The organism is Streptomyces sp. NPDC051563, from assembly GCF_044454225.1.
Classification (GTDB): domain Bacteria; phylum Actinomycetota; class Actinomycetes; order Streptomycetales; family Streptomycetaceae; genus Streptomyces.
Genome location: NZ_JBITDL010000010.1, coordinates 203668 through 220598, shown reverse-complemented (window position 1 = coordinate 220598; position 16931 = coordinate 203668). Strand labels below are relative to the sequence as shown.

Sequence of the window (16931 nt, the reverse complement as noted above, 5' to 3'; positions counted from 1 at the left end):
GTCCATGCCGTCGTCGAGGCCGGGGGAGGTCCCATGGGGCGTTCGCGCTACCTGCACGCCGTGCACGCGGGGCCCTCCGGCGGACTCGACCCGGAGGCGCCCGAAGCGCTGCTGGAGTGCCTGACCGGGGTCTCCGAACAGATCGGCCGCCCGGCGGTGCTCATCGCCATGGACGACCTCAGCGCGATCGCCGTGTCCCGCGTCGCACCCATGCTGACGGCCCGTTTCCGGATCCCCCATCAGCCCGACGACCTCCCGGCGCGGGTGGCGGACAAGGCCGAGCTGTCGCGGCTCTGTGCCCGGTGGGACGTACCGCACCCGGAGACCGTGATCCCGGCGAGCGGGGCCGAGGCGGCGGAGGCCGCGTGGCGGCTCGGGCTCCCGGTGATCGCCAAGTGGAGCCGGCCGTGGCTGCTGCCCGCGGGCACGGGCCTGCGCAGCACCACCCTGCTGCACGCGGCCGCCGAGGCCCGGCGGCTGTACGAACGCTCGGCCGAGGCGGGCAGCCGGCTGCTGCTCCAGCGGTTCCTGCCGGCCGGGCCGGACACCGACTGGTTCTTCCACGGGGCGTTCGCCCGGGGCGGGCGCCCGCTGCTCACCGGGTCCGGGCGCAAGGAGCTGTCCTGGCCGGTGCGTACGGGGCTGACGGCCGTCGGGCGCTGGCTGCCGGATCCGGCGGTGGAGGAGGCGGGCCTGCGGCTCGCCGAACGGCTCGGCTACCAGGGGATCCTGGACCTGGACTTCCGCCGGGACGAGCAGGGCGTCTTCCGCCTGGTGGACTTCAACCCGCGGCCGGGGGCGCAGTTCCGGCTCTTCACGGACGCGGGCGGCCTGGACGTGGTCCAGGCGATGTACCTGGACCTGACGGGTCAGCGGGTCCCGGAGCCCTCCGGCGGACCGGGCCGGGTCTTCGTGGCGGAGAACTACGCCCTGCTCGCGGCGGTGCGCGGCCGTTCGCTCCCGCACCGCCCCCCGGCCCCGCCCGCCGGGGCGGGCACCGCGGCCGCCCCGGCGCGCCGGGGCCGGGAGCGCGGGCAGGTGGAAGCGGCGTGGTTCGCGGCCGACGACCCGATGCCGTTCCTGTCGATGCTCGCCGCCTTCCTGGGGCGGGGTGCGTTCAAGGGCCTGGGGGTGCTGCGCGGGGTCCCCGAGCAGGGCCGCCGGACGGCCCGGGCGGTGGTCCGCGCCCCGCGCCAGCGGGGCCGGGAGCTGCCCCCGCCCGCGGCGGCGGGGGGCTCCGGCGGGGCGGACCGGCTGCCCGGCCCGCCGGAGGCCCCGGCGGAGCCGGACGAACTGGTGACGCGGTGACGCGGTGACGCGGTGCCGGGGTGACGCGGTGCCGGGGTGACGCGGTGTCGGGGTGTCGCGGTGTCGCGGTGACCACGTGACCCGGTGACGCCGTCAGGGCGTGCAGGTGGCAGGGGACGAACCATGAGGCTGGAGGGACTGCGGTGACACGGATGGACGACCTCGTGGTGGTCGGAGCGGGGCCGTACGGGCTGTCGATCGCGGCCCACGCGGCCGGTGCGGGGCTCGGGGTGCGGATCCTCGGGCGGCCCATGGCCTCCTGGCGGGACCACATGCCCGAGGGCATGTACCTCAAATCGGAGCCGTGGTCCTCCAACCTGTCGGCGCCCGGCGGGCGTTACACGCTGGCCGAGTACTGCGCGGGCCGCGGGATCGCCGCCGGACACGGAACTCCGCTGCCCATCGGGACGTTCAGCGCGTACGGGCTCTGGTTCGCCCGGCACGCAGCACCCCCGGTGGAGGAGGCGACCGTCACCGAAGTCACACCGCAGGGCGGGGGTTTCCTGATCCGCACCGCCGAGGGGCCGCCGCTGCTCGCCCGCACGGTGGCGCTGGCCGTGGGCGTGATGCCGTTCGTCCGGTACCCCGAGGCGCTGCGGGAGCTGCCCCCGGCCCACTACTCGCACAGCAGCGGCCACCGCGACCTGACCCGCTTCGCCGGCCGCGAGGTCGCCGTGCTCGGCGCCGGACAGGCGGCCCTGGAGACCGCGGCCCTGCTCGCGGAGAACGGGGCCCGGCCCTGCCTGGTGGCCCGGCGTTCCCGGCTGAACTGGAACACCGTCCCGCAGCCGCTGCTGCGCACCCCGCTGCGCGCCCTGCGCGATCCGCACAGCGGCCTCGGCACCGGCTGGCGCAGCTGGGCCTGGTCGGAGCTGCCCTGGGCCGTGCGCCGGCTGCCCGCGCCCACCCGGGAGCGGATCGCGGCGACCGCGCTGGGCCCGGCCGGAGCCTGGTGGCTGCGGGAGCGCTTCGAGCGGCGGGTCCCGGTCCTGCTCGGGCACCGGTTGCAGCGGGCGGTCCCGGTGGGCGGGCGGACCCGGCTCGAGCTGTCCACCCCCGCCGGGGAGTCCGTGGTCCTGGACACCGCGCACGTGCTCGCGGCGACCGGCTTCACCCCGGACCTGGCCCGGCTGGAGCTGCTCGACGCGGGGCTGCGGGCCGCGCTGGCCACTGTAGGGCGGAGCGGGACGCCCGAGCTGAGTGCCGGCTTCGAGTCCTCGTGGCCCGGGCTGTTCTTCGCGGGGCTGCTGACCGCTCCCTCATTCGGCCCTTCCATGCGATTCGTGCACGGTGCCGGCTTCACGGCGGGGAGACTGGTGTCAGGAGTCCGCAAGCGTCTGGGGGCCCGGGGCCCGCTGACGGGTTCCACCGGTACGCCCCGGACCGACCGGGCCCCGGCCGCCGGGCACAGAGCGTGAGAGCCGGTCACCACACGTGAGAGGTGTCGCGATGAGCGAGGAGCGCGCACAGGGCCGGGGCTGGGTGAGGATCCCGGCCAGCCGTGCGGAGCAGCCCGGCACGACGAGGGCGGCGCCCCCGCACCCGTACGGGCAGTCCGCGTACGCGCAGTCCCCGTATGCGCAGGACACGTACCCGCACGCGCCCGGCCGGCACGCGCAGGCCCCGTATCCGCAGGCCCCGTACGACCCCTCGATGATCTACCTCTCGCTCGTCAAGCGCTGGCAGGAGGCCGGACGCACCCTTCCGGGGCATCCTGACGAGGAGTGGGAGCGGCTCATTTCCCAGCCGTGCTGGCCCGGCCGTTAGGTGGTGTGAGTCTCGTGGCAGCGGCGGAGCGACGCGACAAGAGACCGGAGGGCCCCGGGACCGAGGGGAGCACCGGGAGCAGCGGGAGCGCCCAGAGCGCCCAGAGCCCCCTCATCGGCCCCGGCGAGCGGCTCGCGCTCAACAGCATGGGTAGCTTCGAGTGGGACCTCGGCGCCGGGACCATGGACATGGACGAGGCCGGGATGGCGGTCTTCGACCTGGAGGGGGACGAGTTCGACCACACCCCCGACAGCCTGGGGCTGCGGATCCCGGTCGACGACTCCGCGCGGCTCCGGGACACCGTCCAGGGCGTCCTGGACGGCGGTGAGGAGACGTACGGCCAGTACTTCACGGTGCAGCGGCGCGACGGCCGCGACCAGTGGACGCACACCCAGGGCCGGGTCCTGCGGGACGACGAGGGGCGCCCGGTGCGCATCGTCGGCATCGTCCGGGACGCGACGGCCGAGCTGGCCCACCTCACGGTGCTGCGCAAACTGGAGTCGGCGCGCGCCCAGCAGGCGACCATCGTGCAGCGGACCACGGAGGCCCTGTCGCGGGCGGTGACGGTCGACGACGTGACGGCCACGCTGACCGGGGCGGGGGCGCTGGAACGGCTCGGCGTCGACGGGATGGCGCTGGGGCTGGTCGAGGGCGGCCACATCAAGATCATCGCGCTCAGCGGGGAGTCGCTGGAGATCCTCAGCGAGCGCAAGTTCACCCGGCTGGACGGCACCCTGCCGCTGTCGCAGGCGGTGCTCAGCCGGAAGGCGCGTTTCGTCACCTCGCTCGCGGAGCTGGCGGGCGAGTTCCCGCCGCTCTCCGACTACCTGAGCCGCATCCAGTACGACGCGGCCGCCTACCTCCCGCTCATCGCGCAGGCCGAGGCCATCGGCGGACTGGTGCTCTTCTACCGGCGCCGCACCGACTTCAGCCCCGAGGAGCGCAACCTCTGCCTGGGCCTGGCGGGCATCGTCGCCCAGTCGCTCCAGCGGGCGCTCCTCTTCGACCAGGAGCGCGAGTTCGCCACCATGCTCCAGGCCGCCATGCTGCCGCGGCGGATTCCCGAGATCACCGGCGGGGAGATCGCGGTGCGCTACCACTCGGCCTGGAGCGGACGCGAGGTCGGCGGGGACTGGTACGACGTGATCGCCCTGCCCCGCGACCGCGTCGGCATCGTCGTGGGCGACGTCCAGGGCCACGACACCCACGCCGCCGCCATCATGGGCCAGCTCCGCATCGCACTGCGGGCCTACGCGGGCGAGGGCCATCCGCCCTCCACCGTGCTGGCGCGCGCCTCCCGCTTCCTGGCCGAGCTGGACACCGAACGGTTCGCGACCTGCATGTACGCGCAGGTCGACCTGGAGACCGGAGGCGTACGGGCGGTCCGCGCGGGCCACCTCGGACCGCTGATCCGGCACACGGACGGCCGAACGGGCTGGCCCAACGTGCGCGGCGGCCTGCCCCTCGGGCTGGCCACGGTCTTCGAGCAGGAGGAGTTCCCCGAGACCCGGCTCGACCTGGTCCCCGGCGAGACCCTCGTGCTGTGCACCGACGGGCTCGTGGAGGAGCCCGGCACCGCCATCACCCAGGGCATGGAAGCCCTGGCCCACGCCGTCCGCAGCGGCCCGCAGGAGGCCGGGGCGCTCGCCGACCACCTCTCGGACCGGCTGTGGGAGCGCTGGGGCTCCGGCGACGACGTGGCCCTGCTGGTGCTGCGCCGGGCCCCCGACCCGGGCACGCACCGGGCACCGCGCATCCACCAGTACGTCCACCAGGCGGACCCGGAGGGGCTCTCGGAGGCCCGCTACGCCCTGCGGCAGGCCCTGCGCGACTGGGGCATGCCGGAGCTCGCCGACGACGTGGAGCTGGCGGCGGGAGAGCTGCTGGTCAACGCCCTGCTGCACACGGATGGCGGAGCCGTGCTGACGATGGAGGTGCTGCCCGAACCGGTCCGGCGGATCCGGCTGTGGGTCAAGGACCGCTCCAGCGTGTGGCCGCGGCGGCGCACCCCCGGGGAGGCGGCGACCACGGGGCGCGGGCTGCTGCTGGTGGACGCACTGGCCACGCACTGGGGCGTGGAGTCCCGGGGCGACGGCAAGGCGGTGTGGTGCGAGTTCTCCGCGGCGGGCAGCGCGGCGCGGAGCGCCCCGTGAGCGGGCGGAACGTGAGCGCGCGGAGCGTGACCGCTCGCTCACGTCGAGTTGTGGGGCGGTGGGGGCGGGGTGATGATGCCGCCATGGAACGGTTTCTGTGGAACCTCCCGTGCGCCGGCTGAGCAAGCGCGCGGTGACGGGCGTCCTGGCGCTGCTGCTGTGCGCGGCCGGGGCGGCGACGGCGGTGGACTGGTCGACCGGGCGTCCGGACACGGACCCGGGGTGTCAGACGGTGGCCTTCATGTCGATGACGGGCGAGGCGCCCGCGTGCCGTTGACGGACTGCCGTCGGCGGACGGGGGTGCCGTGTGACGGGCAAGCCGTCGGCGGACGTGCCGTCGGGGCGGTGGCCCGCACCCGGGTCCCGGTAGCGGCGGCTACCGGAGGGGGGCGTGCGCGCGCACCGCGGCGGCTAACGGTGGTCGATCACCTCGACCGGGCGGACGTCCTGCGCGACCGTGTCGATCGACCGGGGCAGCATCCCGCCGCCGAAGCGGATCTCCTGCAGCTCGGCCTTGGCCAGTGCCTCGCCGGCGTGCACGGTCGGGGTCAGCCGGAGCGTGCCGTGCGCGGCCCAGTCGTGCACCTCGCCGTCGCACTGCGCGTCGCCGCCGCCGATGCTGAGGCGGACGTCCTGCTGCTCGATGGTCGCCTTGATCTGAACCGTCCCCGAGGGTGACGGCGCGGCGCAGTGGTATTCACCGAAAAGGTGGATGGTGCCGTCGGGGGCGATGTGCGCTTCCGAAGATACGTAAATGTCACTGCCGCGAAGGGCGCTGCCGTACGGCGCGGCATTCGCCGGGGCGGTGAATACCGCCGTGGCGCCCAGTGCGGCGAGTGCGGCCAAGGCAATGCGGGGGCCGGTCGTGGCCATCGTTCCTCCTGTTGGACGAGGTGTGCGAGGGATTGCGGAATTCCGCCGGAACGCATTGTGCTGGCATGTGGAGGTCAATGCGTTCCGTGGACTCGTGTCGGTGTGTGCAATTGCCCGCTCGGGCGCGTGAGACTGACGGGAATACGTCCCCGAAGGGATCCCGCATGCGTCAGTCCGCTCTTGCCACGGCCGCCCTCCTCCCGTTCCTGCTGTTCGGTGCCACGGCCTGCTCCGGCGCCCCCGAAGGGGCCGCGCTCGCCCCGGCGGCGGTCCCCGCCGTGCCCGTGGACGACGGTGCGCCGGGCGTCGGCGACGATCCCGCGGCCGAGCGCGACGGGGTGGCGCGGGCCGCCTCGAAGGACGCCCATGTGGGTGACTCCGTACGGGTCAGGGGCCGGGAGGTGGGCCGTCACCTCCAGGTGGTGCTGGGGGCCTACGTCGATCCGGCGGTCAGCGTGGAGAAGAACTTCGCCCCGGCGGCCGGCAAGCGCTGGGTGGCCGCCTCGATGTCCTTCGTCAACGTCGGCGGGGCCTCGTACGGGGCTCTCGGGCGCATGTGGGCGCTCGACGGCGCGGGGCAGCGCCACCCGGTGGTGCCCACGGGCGAGCTCACGACCGGCAAACCACTCGTCTTCGATTCCCTCTCGGTCGGTGAGCGGGCCGAAGGCTGGGTGGTGTTCGAAATTCCGGAAAACGCGCGCATCGTACGGCTCCAGTACCAGGACGCGAACATGCTGGCGAATTCCGGAGGTGGATTCTGGGCGGTCTAGCCCGCCCGGGTGAAACGGCGTCAAAGGGCCGGGCCGGTGACCACTAAGGTGCGGCGCATGACTTCTACCCAGGCCGAACTCGACCGCTCCAAGCTCGGCACCCTTTCGGTGCTCGCGTGGATCGGCGACCCCGAAGAGGCCCACGACATTCCCTATCTCCTCGCCTACATCCTCGGGGACGGTCCCGACGGTCCCGAGGCGAGCGAGGCGGCCGCCCGCGGGCTGCTGGAGGAGATCGGCCTGCCCATCGGCGACGTGGTGATGGACGGGGTCCGCAACCCCGCCTCCTTCCCGGTGCAGATCCTCCTGGAGGGCAACCAGATCGCGCTGACCCTGCCGGGCATGAACGCGAAGTGCATCGCCCCGCCGGAGTGGGTCAAGGCGGCCTCCGACAGCGGGCAGGCGTACTTCCTGTTCGCCACCCGCGCCTGGCCGGAGGCGGTGCCCGGACAGCCGGTCGACGGCGAGACGCTGCAGGCGTTCGCCGGTGACACCGAGGTGCTCAACCACAGCGCCCACGCCGTCCTCGCGGTACGGCGCATCCAGCGCTAGGCACCTCCCCTCGCGCGCCCGCCGCGCGTCGGCCCCCCGCTCCGGCCGCCGGGCTCCCAGCCTGCTCGGTGGCCGGTTCGCCGTTTCCGGGCCGCCCTTCGTGGTCCGGCCTACGGCCGGTCGAAGGCGAAGCGCAGCGAGCGGACCCGGTTGTCGAAGCTGGACCCGGCCAGATCCGGGAGGCCGACGGCACGCAGCCCCACGGGGCGGGTCAGGAGCTCGCGGAAGAGCGCCTTCATCTCCACCCGGGCCAGGTGCGCGCCCAGGCAGAAGTGGGGTCCGCCGCCGCCGAATCCCAGGTGGGGGTTGGGGGAGCGGGTGATGTCGAAGGCGTCCGGATCGGGGAAGACCTCCTCGTCGCGGTTGGCGGAGGCGTAGTACAGCACCACCTTGTCGCCGGGGGCGAACGTGTGGCCGCGCAGGGTGTGTTCGGCGGCCACCGTCCTGCGGAACTGGATGATCGGCGTGGAGTGGCGGATCATCTCGTCCACCGCGCCGTCCGCGTGCGCCTCGAAGTCCGCCACCAGTAGGTCCCGTTGGTCCGGATGGTCGGTGAGCAGGGTCAGGCCGTGGGTGATGGCGTTGCGGGTGGTCTCCACTCCGGCCACCATCAACAGGGAGAAGAAAGCGCCGAGTTGGCGGGCGCCGAGCGCCTCGCCGTCCACGTTCGCGCAGACCAGGGCCGAGATCAGGTCGTCGGTCGGGTTCTCGCGCCGGTCCCGTCCGATCCCCGCCACCATCCGCTGCATCCGGGCCAGGGCCCGCAGTCCGCGCCCCGGCATGCGCAGCCGGGCCGTCAGACCCCGTTCGACGCCGATGTTCTCGGAGGCGTGGTTGACGCGGTCGGCGATCTCGGCGCGGTAGCGCTCCGGGATGCCCATCATGTTGCAGATGACCTCCAGGGGCAGCTTCGAGGCCACCGCCTCGACGAACTCGTCCGGCCGGCGGTCCAGTACGTCGTCCACGATGCGTGCCGCCACCGCGTGGATGTCCTCCTCGGCGGCCGCCAGCAGCCGGGGGGTGAAGGCCCGCTGCACGATCTTGCGCAGCTGCGCGTGCTCGGCGCCGTCCAGGTTGACCATCGAGTCCCCGAACAGCGCCCGCACCCAGCGGGCGGGCTCGGGCGTCGTCACCCCGGGCGCGCTGGCGAACACCTTGGGCAGTCGGCTCGCCTCCTGTACGTCCGCGTGCCGTACGAGGGCCCAGTGCCCGCCGCCTTCGGGGACGAACACCGGGGAGTCCAGGGCCCGCAGGCGGGCGAAGACGGCCAGCCGGTGGGCGGGGGGAGCCTGCCAGAAGGCCGGGTCGGCCAGCCGTGCGGAGTCGGCAGCCCTGCCGGGGTCCCGGCCGGGGCGCTGTGCGGGGAGTGTCATGGGCTGAAAACGGTGCCGGGGGCGCGGGGGTGACGGGTCCGGCGGGGCCGAAAGGCCGCCCGGAAGGGCCGCCCCGGAAAGGTCGCCTCAGACGGCTGCGGGACGTGACGGGGCGCGGCCGGCCAGGGCCGTCCCGACCACCACCGTGGCCGTCGCGGCCAGACCCGCGTACAGGACGGCGTAGGTGCCCGTCCACGAACAGGCCAGCACCACGAGGGCGGAGACCGGCAGGGTCAGCTGCTGGGCGAGGCCCCGCTTGAAGTGGCGGGAGTGCAGCAGCCAGACCATCAGCAGGAAGAGCGCGGACGGGACGGTGACGGCCGTGTTCGCGGCGAGCTGCGAGACGTGTGCCTTGCCGACCGCGTGCTCGACCGCGACCTCGATGCCCGCGCCGATCGCCGCGCCCGAGGCGAAGATCAGCAGGTGTCCGTACCCCCACGGGATCGCCTCCCGGTTGGAGGTCAGGTGCTCGTGCATCGGCACCGCGAAGTAGATCCACCAGGCGGCGAAGACGATGAGCAGCCCGCCCGCCGCGATCGGCAGCAGCTCGCCCAGGGCCTCGTGCTCGTCGAGCGCCGACTTCACGGCCACGGTGGACGCCGCGATCGTCTCGCCGAGCACGATGATCGTGAACAGGCCGTAGCGCTCCACGATGTGGTGGGCGTGCCACGGGGTCTGGTGGCCGCGCTCGGCCATCACCGGAACCATCAGCTCCGCGACGACCAGGATCAGGAACAGCCAGCGCTTGGACCCGTCCGGGGCGAACAGCAGCGCCACCCAGCCCGCCTGGCACAGGACCAGCCCGGCGGCGTACTTCAGGGCCGCCGTGCGGGCCGGGCCGCTCTCGCCGGAGGCGGCGCGCAGCCACTGCGCCGTGAGCGCGACGCGCATGATCAGGTACCCGATGACGGGCACCGTCCAGTCGTTCTGGTCGAACGCCCGGCTGACGCCCGCCGCGTAGACGAGCACGCCGGCGATCTGGACGAGGGTCGCGATCCGGTACGGCACGTCGTCGCAGTCGTAGGCGGAGGCGAACCACGTGAAGTTCATCCACGCCCACCACACGCCGAAGAAGACGAAGAAGTAGCTGATCACGCCGGTACCGGGATGGCCCTCGGCCAGCGAGTGCACGAGCTGTGCACCCGCCTGCGCGATGGCGACCACGAAGCACAGGTCGAAGAACAGCTCCAGCGGGGTCGAGGCACGGTGGCCCTCGTCCCGGCTGCGAGCGGTCATGGGTACGTAAGCCAGAGCCATCCGCCCAGGACAGCAGCCTTACGGGGCTCAGCAGGCGAGGCGCGCGGCCCTCAGGGCCCGTGTGCCCCGGGCGGACTCGTACCGGTCCACGACGAGCCCGGCGAGGCGCGGGTGGTCGGCCAGCGGCTCCGAGACCGTCCAGGCGGCCGAGGCGTTCAGGGCGCGCGTGAAGCGGCCCGGGGCCAGCAGGTGCGTCGCCACCGCGATCCGGCGGTACCCGGCGGCCTGGAAGGCGGCCAGGGCTTCGGGGACGGTCGGGCCGGCGGAGGTGAGGTAGGCGGGGAGCGTGGGGACGGGGGAGGCGCCGTCGTCGGTGTTCTCCAGCAGGGCGGAGAGCTGGGCCGCGCAGGCTTCCGTACCGGCATTGCCGCCGGGGCGGGAGGAGCCGGCGCCGGCCACCACCACCGCGTCGGCCCGGGTGTACGGGCCGCGGCGCCGCTCGGCCTCGCGCAGCCGGCCGTAGAGGGCGCGGGCGACGTCGCGCTCGCCGCTGAGGCCCTCGGTGAGCACGCAGCCGGTGCCCTCCAGGACGGCGGGTATGTCGACGCGGCGGTGGAAACCGTCGCCGAGCAGCAGGGGGACGACCACGGCGCGCGGGTGCTCCCGTACCACCTCGGCGAGCGAGGGGCGCTGCACGTCGAGGTGCCCGACCAGCGCGTGCACCCCGCTGATGGCCTCGACGGCGGCGACGAGCCGGTCGATGGTCGCGGCGGCCTCGGGAACCGCGCTGCCGTGGACGGCGATGACGAGCATGTGGTCTGCCTCCCTGCTCCACCCCGTGGGTCCCCCTCCCACGCTAGGCCCGGTACGGGCTCCCGGCAGCCTGGCCAAGGGCCCGCGCGAGGGGCCGGAGGTCCTGTGCGGAAAGGGTCGTTTCCCCGTCCCCAGGGGTCCTTTTCGGGCGTTCGGGGCGGCGGTGCGGACCTACCGTCGAAAGGTCGGAACGCATGCACGCGCGGCGTCCCCGCCCGGCCGTCCTGGCCTCCCGGAGACCGCGCGGCACAGGGACACACGGAGTGAGATCCATGGGGCAGACGCTGGTTGTCATCGGCCACGGCATGGTGGGGCACCGCCTGCTGGAGGCGCTCGCCGAGCGTGACGCGCTCGCCGACCCGGCCCGCCCCGAGCGCGGCGGCTGGCAGGTCACCGTCCTCGCGGAGGAGGAGCGCCCGGCCTACGACCGCGTGCACCTGTCCGCGGCCTTCACCGGCTCCACCGGCGAAGAGCTGTCCCTGGTGGAGCCCGGCTTCCTGGAGAAGTACGGCATCGACCTGCGCCTCGGCGACCCGGCGGAACTGATCGACACCACCGCCCGCACGGTCACCGCCCGCTCCGGAGACGTGCTCGGCTACGACGCCCTGGTCCTGGCGACCGGCTCCTACCCCTTCGTCCCGCCGATCGACGGCGCCGACGCGGAGGGCTGCTTCACCTACCGCACGCTCGACGACGTCGAGGCCCTGACCGCGTACGCCGCCGGCGCCGAGGTCCGCACCGGTGTCGTCATCGGCGGCGGGCTCCTCGGCCTGGAGGCGGCGGGCGCCCTGCGCACGCTCGGACTGGCCACGCACGTAGTGGAGTTCGCGCCCCGGCTGATGCCCCTGCAGGTGGACGACGGCGGCTCGGCCGCCCTGCGGGCCACCATCGAGTCCATGGGCGTCGCCGTGCACACGGGCGTCGGCGCGGCCGGTGTGCAGATCCACCCCGACGGGCGGGCGCAGGCGCTCCGGCTGACCAGCGGCGAGGAGATCGGCTCCGACGTCGTGGTCTTCTCGGCCGGTGTGCGGCCGCGCGACCGCCTGGCCCGCGAGTGCGGGCTCGCCGTGGGCGACCGGGGCGGGGTCGTCGTGGACGGCCACTGCCGCACCAGCGACCCGTACGTCTATGCGATCGGCGAGTGCGCGCAGACGGTCGACGGCAAGGTGTACGGGCTGGTCGCGCCCGGCTACCAGATGGCCGAGACCGTCGCCGAGGCCCTCGCGGGCGCGGGCGAGCTGACCTTCACCGGGGCCGACACCTCCACCAAGCTCAAGCTGATGGGCGCCGACGTGGCCTCCTTCGGCGACCCCTTCGCCCCCGAGGGCCGTGACGGGGCCGTCTCGGTGGTGTTCTCCGACGCCCGCGAGGGCGTCTACAAGAAGCTGCTGCTGGGACCCGACGGCGCGCTGCTCGGCGGAATCCTGGTCGGCGACGCGGAGGCGTACGGCTCGCTGAAGCCGCACGCCGGCCGGCAGCTGCCCGCCCCGCCGGAGGCCTTCATCCTGCCGTCGAGCGAGGGCGTGGCGCTGCCCGGCGCGGACGCACTGCCCGACGACGCCGTGGTGTGCAGCTGCCACAACATCACCAAGGGGCGGGTGCGCGAGGCGGTGGTCGCGGAGTCCCTCACCGACATCGGCGGCATCAAGAAGTGCACCAAGGCCGGCACGGGCTGCGGCGGCTGCCTCGGCACGCTGCAGGCGGTCCTGGACGCCGAACTGGCCGCGGCGGGCATCGAGAAGCCCCGCGGACTGTGCGAACACTTCACCCTGACCCGGGCCGAGATCTACGAGAAGATCCGCACCGAGCACATCCGCGGCTTCAGCGAGCTGCTGGAGTCCTACGGCGAGGGCGGCGAGGGCTGCGCCGTCTGCAAGCCGGTCGTCGCGAACGTGCTGGGCACCCTCGCCCCCGACCTCGGCATCGGACACATCCTGGCGGGCGAGCAGGCGGCCCTTCAGGACTCCAACGACCTCTTCCTCGCCAACCTCCAGAAGAACGGCACCTACTCGGTCATCCCGCGCGTCGCCGGCGGCGAGATCACGGCCGAGCAGGTCATCGCGCTGGGCGAGGTGGCCAGGGACTACGGCCTCTACACGAAGATCACCGGAGCCCAGCGCATCGGCCTCTTCGGTGTCCGCAAGGAGCAGCTGCCCGACATCTGGCGGCGCCTGGGCGGCGCCGGATTCGAGTCCGGGCAGGCGTACGGGAAGTCCCTGCGCGCGGTGAAGTCGTGCGTGGGGGCCCGCTTCTGCCGCTTCGGGCAGGGCGACTCGATCCAGCTCGCGATCGACCTGGAGCTGCGCTACCGGGGTCTGCGCACCCCGCACAAGTTCAAGGGCGGCGTCTCGGGCTGCCTGCGCGAGTGCGCGGAGGCGCGGGGCAAGGACATCGGCGTCATCGCCACCGCCAACGGCTGGAACCTGTACGTCAGCGGCAACGGCGGTGCGACCCCGCGCCACGCCGACCTGCTGGCCTCCGACCTGAGCACCGCCGAACTCTTCGCGCTGATCGACCGGTTCCTCATGTACTACATCCGCACCGGCGAGCGCCTGGAGCGGACGGCGGCCTGGCTGGAGCGGCTCGGCGGCAGCGCCGCGGGCCTGGACCACCTGAAGGCCGTCCTGATCGAGGACTCGCTCGGCCTCTGCGCGGAGCTGGAGGCGCAGATGGAGCGCCACGTATCGGCGTACGAGGACGAGTGGTCGGCGGTCCTGGAGGACGCGGCGGCGCTGGAGCGCTTCGGGACCGTGGACTTCGGGGCGGCCGCGGGCGCCGAAGACGCCGCGCAGGCGCTGGAGCCGGGCCGCGGGCGCACCGCCGTGCTGCCGGACGGCACCGAGGCCGCGGTCTTCAAGGACCGCGCGGGCGAGGTCTACGCGGTCGGCAACCGGGACCCCTTCTCGGGGGCGGACGTCATCGCCAACGGCATCATGGGCTCGCGCGACGGAGTGCCCGTCGTCGCCTCTCCGATGCACAAGCAGGTTTTCGACCTGCGGACCGGCATCTGCCTGGACGACCCCGAGGTGTCCCTGCCGCTGGTGGACCTCAAGCCTTAGGGCTCTGCGGCCGCCGTACCAACGCACTGTGGGCGATGGGACCTTGTCCTGTCGCCCACGCGACGTTCTCCCCTGATGCCGGGCGCCCCTGTAGGCGGACCCTAAGAAGGTCAGGGCTTTCAGCTTCATTTTTCTCCACCCCTTCAGACGTTCAGGCCCCTTCGAACAGGACATGCCATGAGTTCCGCCCAGCAGGACGCGCGCGCGGCGACCGGCCGAGTGCACGCGCCCGATCCGGCGCAGTACCGCCCCGGTCGCACGATCACGGAGTGGACGCCGGAGGACCCGTCCTTCTGGCAGACCACCGGCAAGAGGGTCGCCACCCGCAACCTGTGGATCGCGGTACCGGCCCTGCTGGTGGCCTTCGTGGTCTGGCAGGTGTGGAGCATCACGGCGACCAACCTCAAGGACGTCGGCTTCGGCTTCTCCCAGTCCCAGCTGTTCTGGCTGACCGCCGTTCCCGGCATCACGGGCGGTACCGCCCGCATCCTCTACACCTTCATCGGCCCGATGATCGGCCAGCGCCGCTTCACCGCGGTCTCCACCGTCGTGCTGATCGTGCCGCTGCTGTGGCTGGGCTTCGCGGTGCAGGACCCCACCACCTCTTACGGCACGCTGGTCGCCATCGCCGCGCTCTGCGGCATCGGCGGCGCCAACTTCTCCTCCTCCCTGGCCAACATCGGCTTCTTCTACCCGAAGCAGGAGAAGGGCAACGCGACCGGAATCAACGGCGGCCTGGGCAACCTGGGCGTCTCCGTGGTGCAGCTGCTCACCCCGATCCTGATCACCACCTCGGTGCTGGCGATCGGCTCGGGCCAGAAGAAGGCGGACGGCTCGGAGATCTACCTCCAGAACGCCGCGTTCGTCTGGGTGCCGGTCCTGATCGTCCTCGCGGCCGTCGCCTGGTTCGGCCAGAATGACCTGAAGGTGGCCTCGACCCCCTTCAGCCAGCAGAAGATCATCTTCAAGCGCAAGCACAACTGGCTGATGACCTGGCTCTACGTCGGCACCTTCGGCTCCTTCATCGGTTTCGCGGCGGCGCTCCCGCTGCTCATCAAGACGACCTTCCCGGCGTACTCCGTGGCCACCTACGCCTGGATGGGCCCGGCGCTCGGCGCGCTGGCCCGCTGGGCGGGCGGCTGGATCGCCGACAAGTTCGGCGGAGCCCGGGTGACGATCCTGTCCTTCGTGGGCATGGGCGCGTCGATCATCGGCGTGATCACCTTCCTGCCGGCCGGCTCCGACTCCGGCTCCTTCTACGGCTTCTTCTTCTGCTTCCTCTCGGCCTTCTTCTTCTCGGGCATCGGCAACGGCTCGACCTTCCGCCAGATCCCGGTCATCTTCCGCGGCCAGCACCTCGCCGGCCTGACGGAGGGCACCCCGCAGTACGCGAAGGCCCTGAAGCAGGCCGAGATCGAGTCGGGCGCGGTCACCGGATTCACCGCGGCCATCGCCGCCTACGGCTTCTTCTTCATCCCGGCGATGTTCGCCAACTTCGCCGTGACCAGCGCGATGTGGGGCTTCGTCGGCTTCTACGCCAGCTGCGTCGTCGTGGCCTGGTGGTTCTACGCCCGCAAGGGCGCGGAAGCCCCCAGCTAGTCAGCAGCCCCGGCCGGACCGGCCCGGGTGTGGTCGCGGGGCGCCGAACCGGCGTCGCCCGACCCCGCCCGGGCCTTTCGGGGCTCTGCCCCCGGCTGCGATACACACAGACTGAAAGGCCAGGCCCGTGCTCGGCATGTTCCTGCAACTCGCCGTCATGGTGGCGGCCATCGCGCTCGGGTCCCGCAAGGGCGGAGTGGCCATGGGGCTCTGGGGAGCCGTCGGGGTCTTCGTGCTCGCGACGTTCTTCGGGGTGACCCCCGCCGACACCTCCGGGATCGTCGACGTCATGCTGATCATCCTCGCGGTGATCATGGCGGCCGCCGCGATGGAGGCGGCCGGCGGCATCGACTACCTCGTCGCCCTGGCCGAGAAGGCGATCCGCCGCAAGCCCAGCCGGGTGGTCTACGTGGCTCCCCTCGTCTCCTGGGCCTTCACCCTGGGCGCCGGCACCGCCCATGTCTTCTACCCCCTGCTCCCCGTGATCCACGACGTGGCCCGCGAGGGCGGCGTCCGGCCCGAGCGGCCCATCGCGGTCGCCTCCATCGCGGCCACCTTCGGTATCACCGCCTCACCCGTCTCCGCGGCCATGGCCGCCATGATCGTGATGTTCGACGGGGACGGCTGGAACCTGCCCCGGATCATGGCCGTCGCCGTGCCCTCCACGCTGCTCGGCGTGCTCGTCGCGGCCACCGTGCAGTCCCGGATCGGCAAGGAGCTCGGGAAGGACACCGAGTACCTGCGCCGGCTGGCCGCCGGAGAGATCGAGGCTCCGGCCCCGGCCGAAGCCGCCCCGTCGCCGCGGCCGCGGGCGCGCTGGTCCGCGTACCTCTTCCTCGGCGGGACCCTCGGCGTCGTCCTCAGCGGGCTCTTCCCGGCGCTGCGCCCCGAGACGGCCAAGGGGCCGCTCTCGATGCCGGCCACCATCGAGATCCTGATGATGGCCGTGGCCGCGCTGATCCTGCTGCTGTGCAAGGTCGACGCCAAGCGGATACCCGGCACGGACGTGGCCAAGTCCGGCCTCGTCGCCGTCATCGGGGTCTTCGGGCTGTCGTGGCTGGGGCTGTCCTTCATCGGTGCCAACGAGGCCCGGATCACCGGCGCCCTCGGCGGGGTCGCCCAGGACCACCCCTGGTTCTTTGCGATCATGCTGCTGCTCCTCTCCGCGCTGCTGTTCAGCCAGGCCACGACCACCAAGGCGCTGATGCCCCTCGGGCTCGCCCTCGGTATCCCGGCTCCCCTCCTCATCGCGATGTGGCCCGCCGTGAACGGCTATTTCCTCCTCCCCACCTACGGCACCTTCATCGCGGCGATCAACTTCGACAGGACCGGCACCACCCGGGTCGGCCGCTTCGTCGTCAACCACTCCTTCATGCTGCCCGGTCTGATCACCACGTGCGTCGCGGTATCCACAGGCTTCGCTCTGGTTCAGATTGTCTGACCGGCTCGGCTCCTTCTCGCGGCTTT

14 protein-coding genes are annotated in these 16931 nt (G+C 73.0%); 10 read left to right on the top strand and 4 right to left on the bottom strand.

All coding sequences use genetic code 11. The features are described from left to right. Nucleotides 1-33 precede the first annotated feature (33 nt). The 5 genes from ACIA8F_RS14585 to ACIA8F_RS14565 all read left to right on the top strand — a co-directional run bounded on the left by ACIA8F_RS14585 (nt 34) and on the right by ACIA8F_RS14565 (nt 5505). Nucleotides 34-1308, top strand: a complete 1275-nt coding sequence (locus ACIA8F_RS14585; protein WP_399378724.1) for an ATP-grasp domain-containing protein — start codon at nt 34-36, stop codon at nt 1306-1308. Between the two features lie 152 nt (nt 1309-1460). Beyond that, nucleotides 1461-2726: an NAD(P)-binding domain-containing protein gene (locus ACIA8F_RS14580; protein WP_399378723.1), complete on the top strand. Its 1266-nt coding sequence runs from the start codon at nt 1461-1463 to the stop codon at nt 2724-2726. Between the two features lie 31 nt (nt 2727-2757). After that, entirely contained in the window at nt 2758-3075 is a 318-nt protein-coding gene (locus tag ACIA8F_RS14575) for a hypothetical protein (RefSeq protein ID WP_399378721.1), read from the top strand. Between the two features lie 5 nt (nt 3076-3080). Beyond that, a complete protein-coding gene (locus ACIA8F_RS14570) occupies nt 3081-5228 on the top strand; it encodes a SpoIIE family protein phosphatase (RefSeq protein ID WP_399378719.1) in 2148 nt (715 codons plus the stop codon). 97 nt (nt 5229-5325) lie between these two features. Next, complete coding sequence (locus tag ACIA8F_RS14565) at nt 5326-5505, top strand: hypothetical protein (protein ID WP_267039024.1); 180 nt, start codon at nt 5326-5328, stop codon at nt 5503-5505. Nucleotides 5506-5639: 134 nt separating this feature from the next. Here ACIA8F_RS14565 and ACIA8F_RS14560 read toward each other — a convergent pair whose 3' ends face one another. Beyond that, on the bottom strand, nt 5640-6101 hold the full coding sequence (locus ACIA8F_RS14560; protein WP_399378717.1) for a DUF6299 family protein: 462 nt from the start codon (nt 6099-6101) through the stop codon (nt 5640-5642). Nucleotides 6102-6265: 164 nt separating this feature from the next. Here ACIA8F_RS14560 and ACIA8F_RS14555 point away from each other — a divergent pair, with 164 nt between their 5' ends. Both ACIA8F_RS14555 and ACIA8F_RS14550 read left to right on the top strand, forming a co-directional pair. Next, nucleotides 6266-6871 (top strand): DUF4352 domain-containing protein, encoded by a 606-nt coding sequence (locus ACIA8F_RS14555; protein WP_399378716.1) that lies wholly within the window; start codon nt 6266-6268, stop codon nt 6869-6871. A gap of 57 nt (nt 6872-6928) precedes the next feature. Beyond that, on the top strand, nt 6929-7423 hold the full coding sequence (locus ACIA8F_RS14550; RefSeq protein ID WP_399378715.1) for a DUF5949 family protein: 495 nt from the start codon (nt 6929-6931) through the stop codon (nt 7421-7423). Nucleotides 7424-7533: 110 nt separating this feature from the next. Here ACIA8F_RS14550 and ACIA8F_RS14545 read toward each other — a convergent pair whose 3' ends face one another. The 3 genes from ACIA8F_RS14545 to ACIA8F_RS14535 all read right to left on the bottom strand — a co-directional run bounded on the left by ACIA8F_RS14545 (nt 7534) and on the right by ACIA8F_RS14535 (nt 10806). After that, nucleotides 7534-8796, bottom strand: coding sequence for a cytochrome P450 (locus ACIA8F_RS14545; RefSeq protein ID WP_399378713.1), 1263 nt, complete (start codon nt 8794-8796; stop codon nt 7534-7536). A gap of 87 nt (nt 8797-8883) precedes the next feature. Next, on the bottom strand, nt 8884-10053 hold the full coding sequence (locus tag ACIA8F_RS14540) for a low temperature requirement protein A (RefSeq protein WP_399378711.1): 1170 nt from the start codon (nt 10051-10053) through the stop codon (nt 8884-8886). A gap of 27 nt (nt 10054-10080) precedes the next feature. Next, nucleotides 10081-10806 carry a sirohydrochlorin chelatase gene (locus ACIA8F_RS14535; protein ID WP_399378709.1) on the bottom strand — a complete coding sequence of 242 codons (726 nt, stop codon included), beginning with the start codon at nt 10804-10806 and terminating at the stop codon, nt 10081-10083. Between the two features lie 272 nt (nt 10807-11078). Here ACIA8F_RS14535 and nirB point away from each other — a divergent pair, with 272 nt between their 5' ends. From nirB to ACIA8F_RS14520, 3 genes are all read left to right on the top strand, one after another. Further along, entirely contained in the window at nt 11079-13865 is a 2787-nt protein-coding gene (gene nirB, locus ACIA8F_RS14530) for a nitrite reductase large subunit NirB (RefSeq protein ID WP_399378707.1), read from the top strand. 177 nt (nt 13866-14042) lie between these two features. Then, nucleotides 14043-15464, top strand: a complete 1422-nt coding sequence (locus tag ACIA8F_RS14525; RefSeq protein WP_399378706.1) for an MFS transporter — start codon at nt 14043-14045, stop codon at nt 15462-15464. Between the two features lie 136 nt (nt 15465-15600). Then, nucleotides 15601-16905 (top strand): anaerobic C4-dicarboxylate transporter family protein, encoded by a 1305-nt coding sequence (locus ACIA8F_RS14520; RefSeq protein ID WP_399378798.1) that lies wholly within the window; start codon nt 15601-15603, stop codon nt 16903-16905. Nucleotides 16906-16931: the final 26 nt, after the last annotated feature.

Bases quoted from the DNA above. Each gene is read 5' to 3' on its own strand.
- nirB (WP_399378707.1), top strand. From the start codon at position 11,079: ATGGGGCAGACGCTGGTTGTCATCGGCCACGGCATGGTGGGGCACCGC.
- ACIA8F_RS14575 (WP_399378721.1), top strand. From the start codon at position 2,758: ATGAGCGAGGAGCGCGCACAGGGCCGGGGCTGGGTGAGGATCCCGGCC.
- ACIA8F_RS14560 (WP_399378717.1), bottom strand. From the start codon at position 6,101: ATGGCCACGACCGGCCCCCGCATTGCCTTGGCCGCACTCGCCGCACTG.
- ACIA8F_RS14535 (WP_399378709.1), bottom strand. From the start codon at position 10,806: ATGCTCGTCATCGCCGTCCACGGCAGCGCGGTTCCCGAGGCCGCCGCG.
- ACIA8F_RS14520 (WP_399378798.1), top strand. From the start codon at position 15,601: ATGTTCCTGCAACTCGCCGTCATGGTGGCGGCCATCGCGCTCGGGTCC.
- ACIA8F_RS14550 (WP_399378715.1), top strand. From the start codon at position 6,929: ATGACTTCTACCCAGGCCGAACTCGACCGCTCCAAGCTCGGCACCCTT.
- ACIA8F_RS14580 (WP_399378723.1), top strand. From the start codon at position 1,461: ATGGACGACCTCGTGGTGGTCGGAGCGGGGCCGTACGGGCTGTCGATC.
- ACIA8F_RS14540 (WP_399378711.1), bottom strand. From the start codon at position 10,053: ATGGCTCTGGCTTACGTACCCATGACCGCTCGCAGCCGGGACGAGGGC.
- ACIA8F_RS14555 (WP_399378716.1), top strand. From the start codon at position 6,266: ATGCGTCAGTCCGCTCTTGCCACGGCCGCCCTCCTCCCGTTCCTGCTG.
- ACIA8F_RS14525 (WP_399378706.1), top strand. From the start codon at position 14,043: ATGAGTTCCGCCCAGCAGGACGCGCGCGCGGCGACCGGCCGAGTGCAC.
- ACIA8F_RS14545 (WP_399378713.1), bottom strand. From the start codon at position 8,796: ATGACACTCCCCGCACAGCGCCCCGGCCGGGACCCCGGCAGGGCTGCC.
- ACIA8F_RS14585 (WP_399378724.1), top strand. From the start codon at position 34: ATGGGGCGTTCGCGCTACCTGCACGCCGTGCACGCGGGGCCCTCCGGC.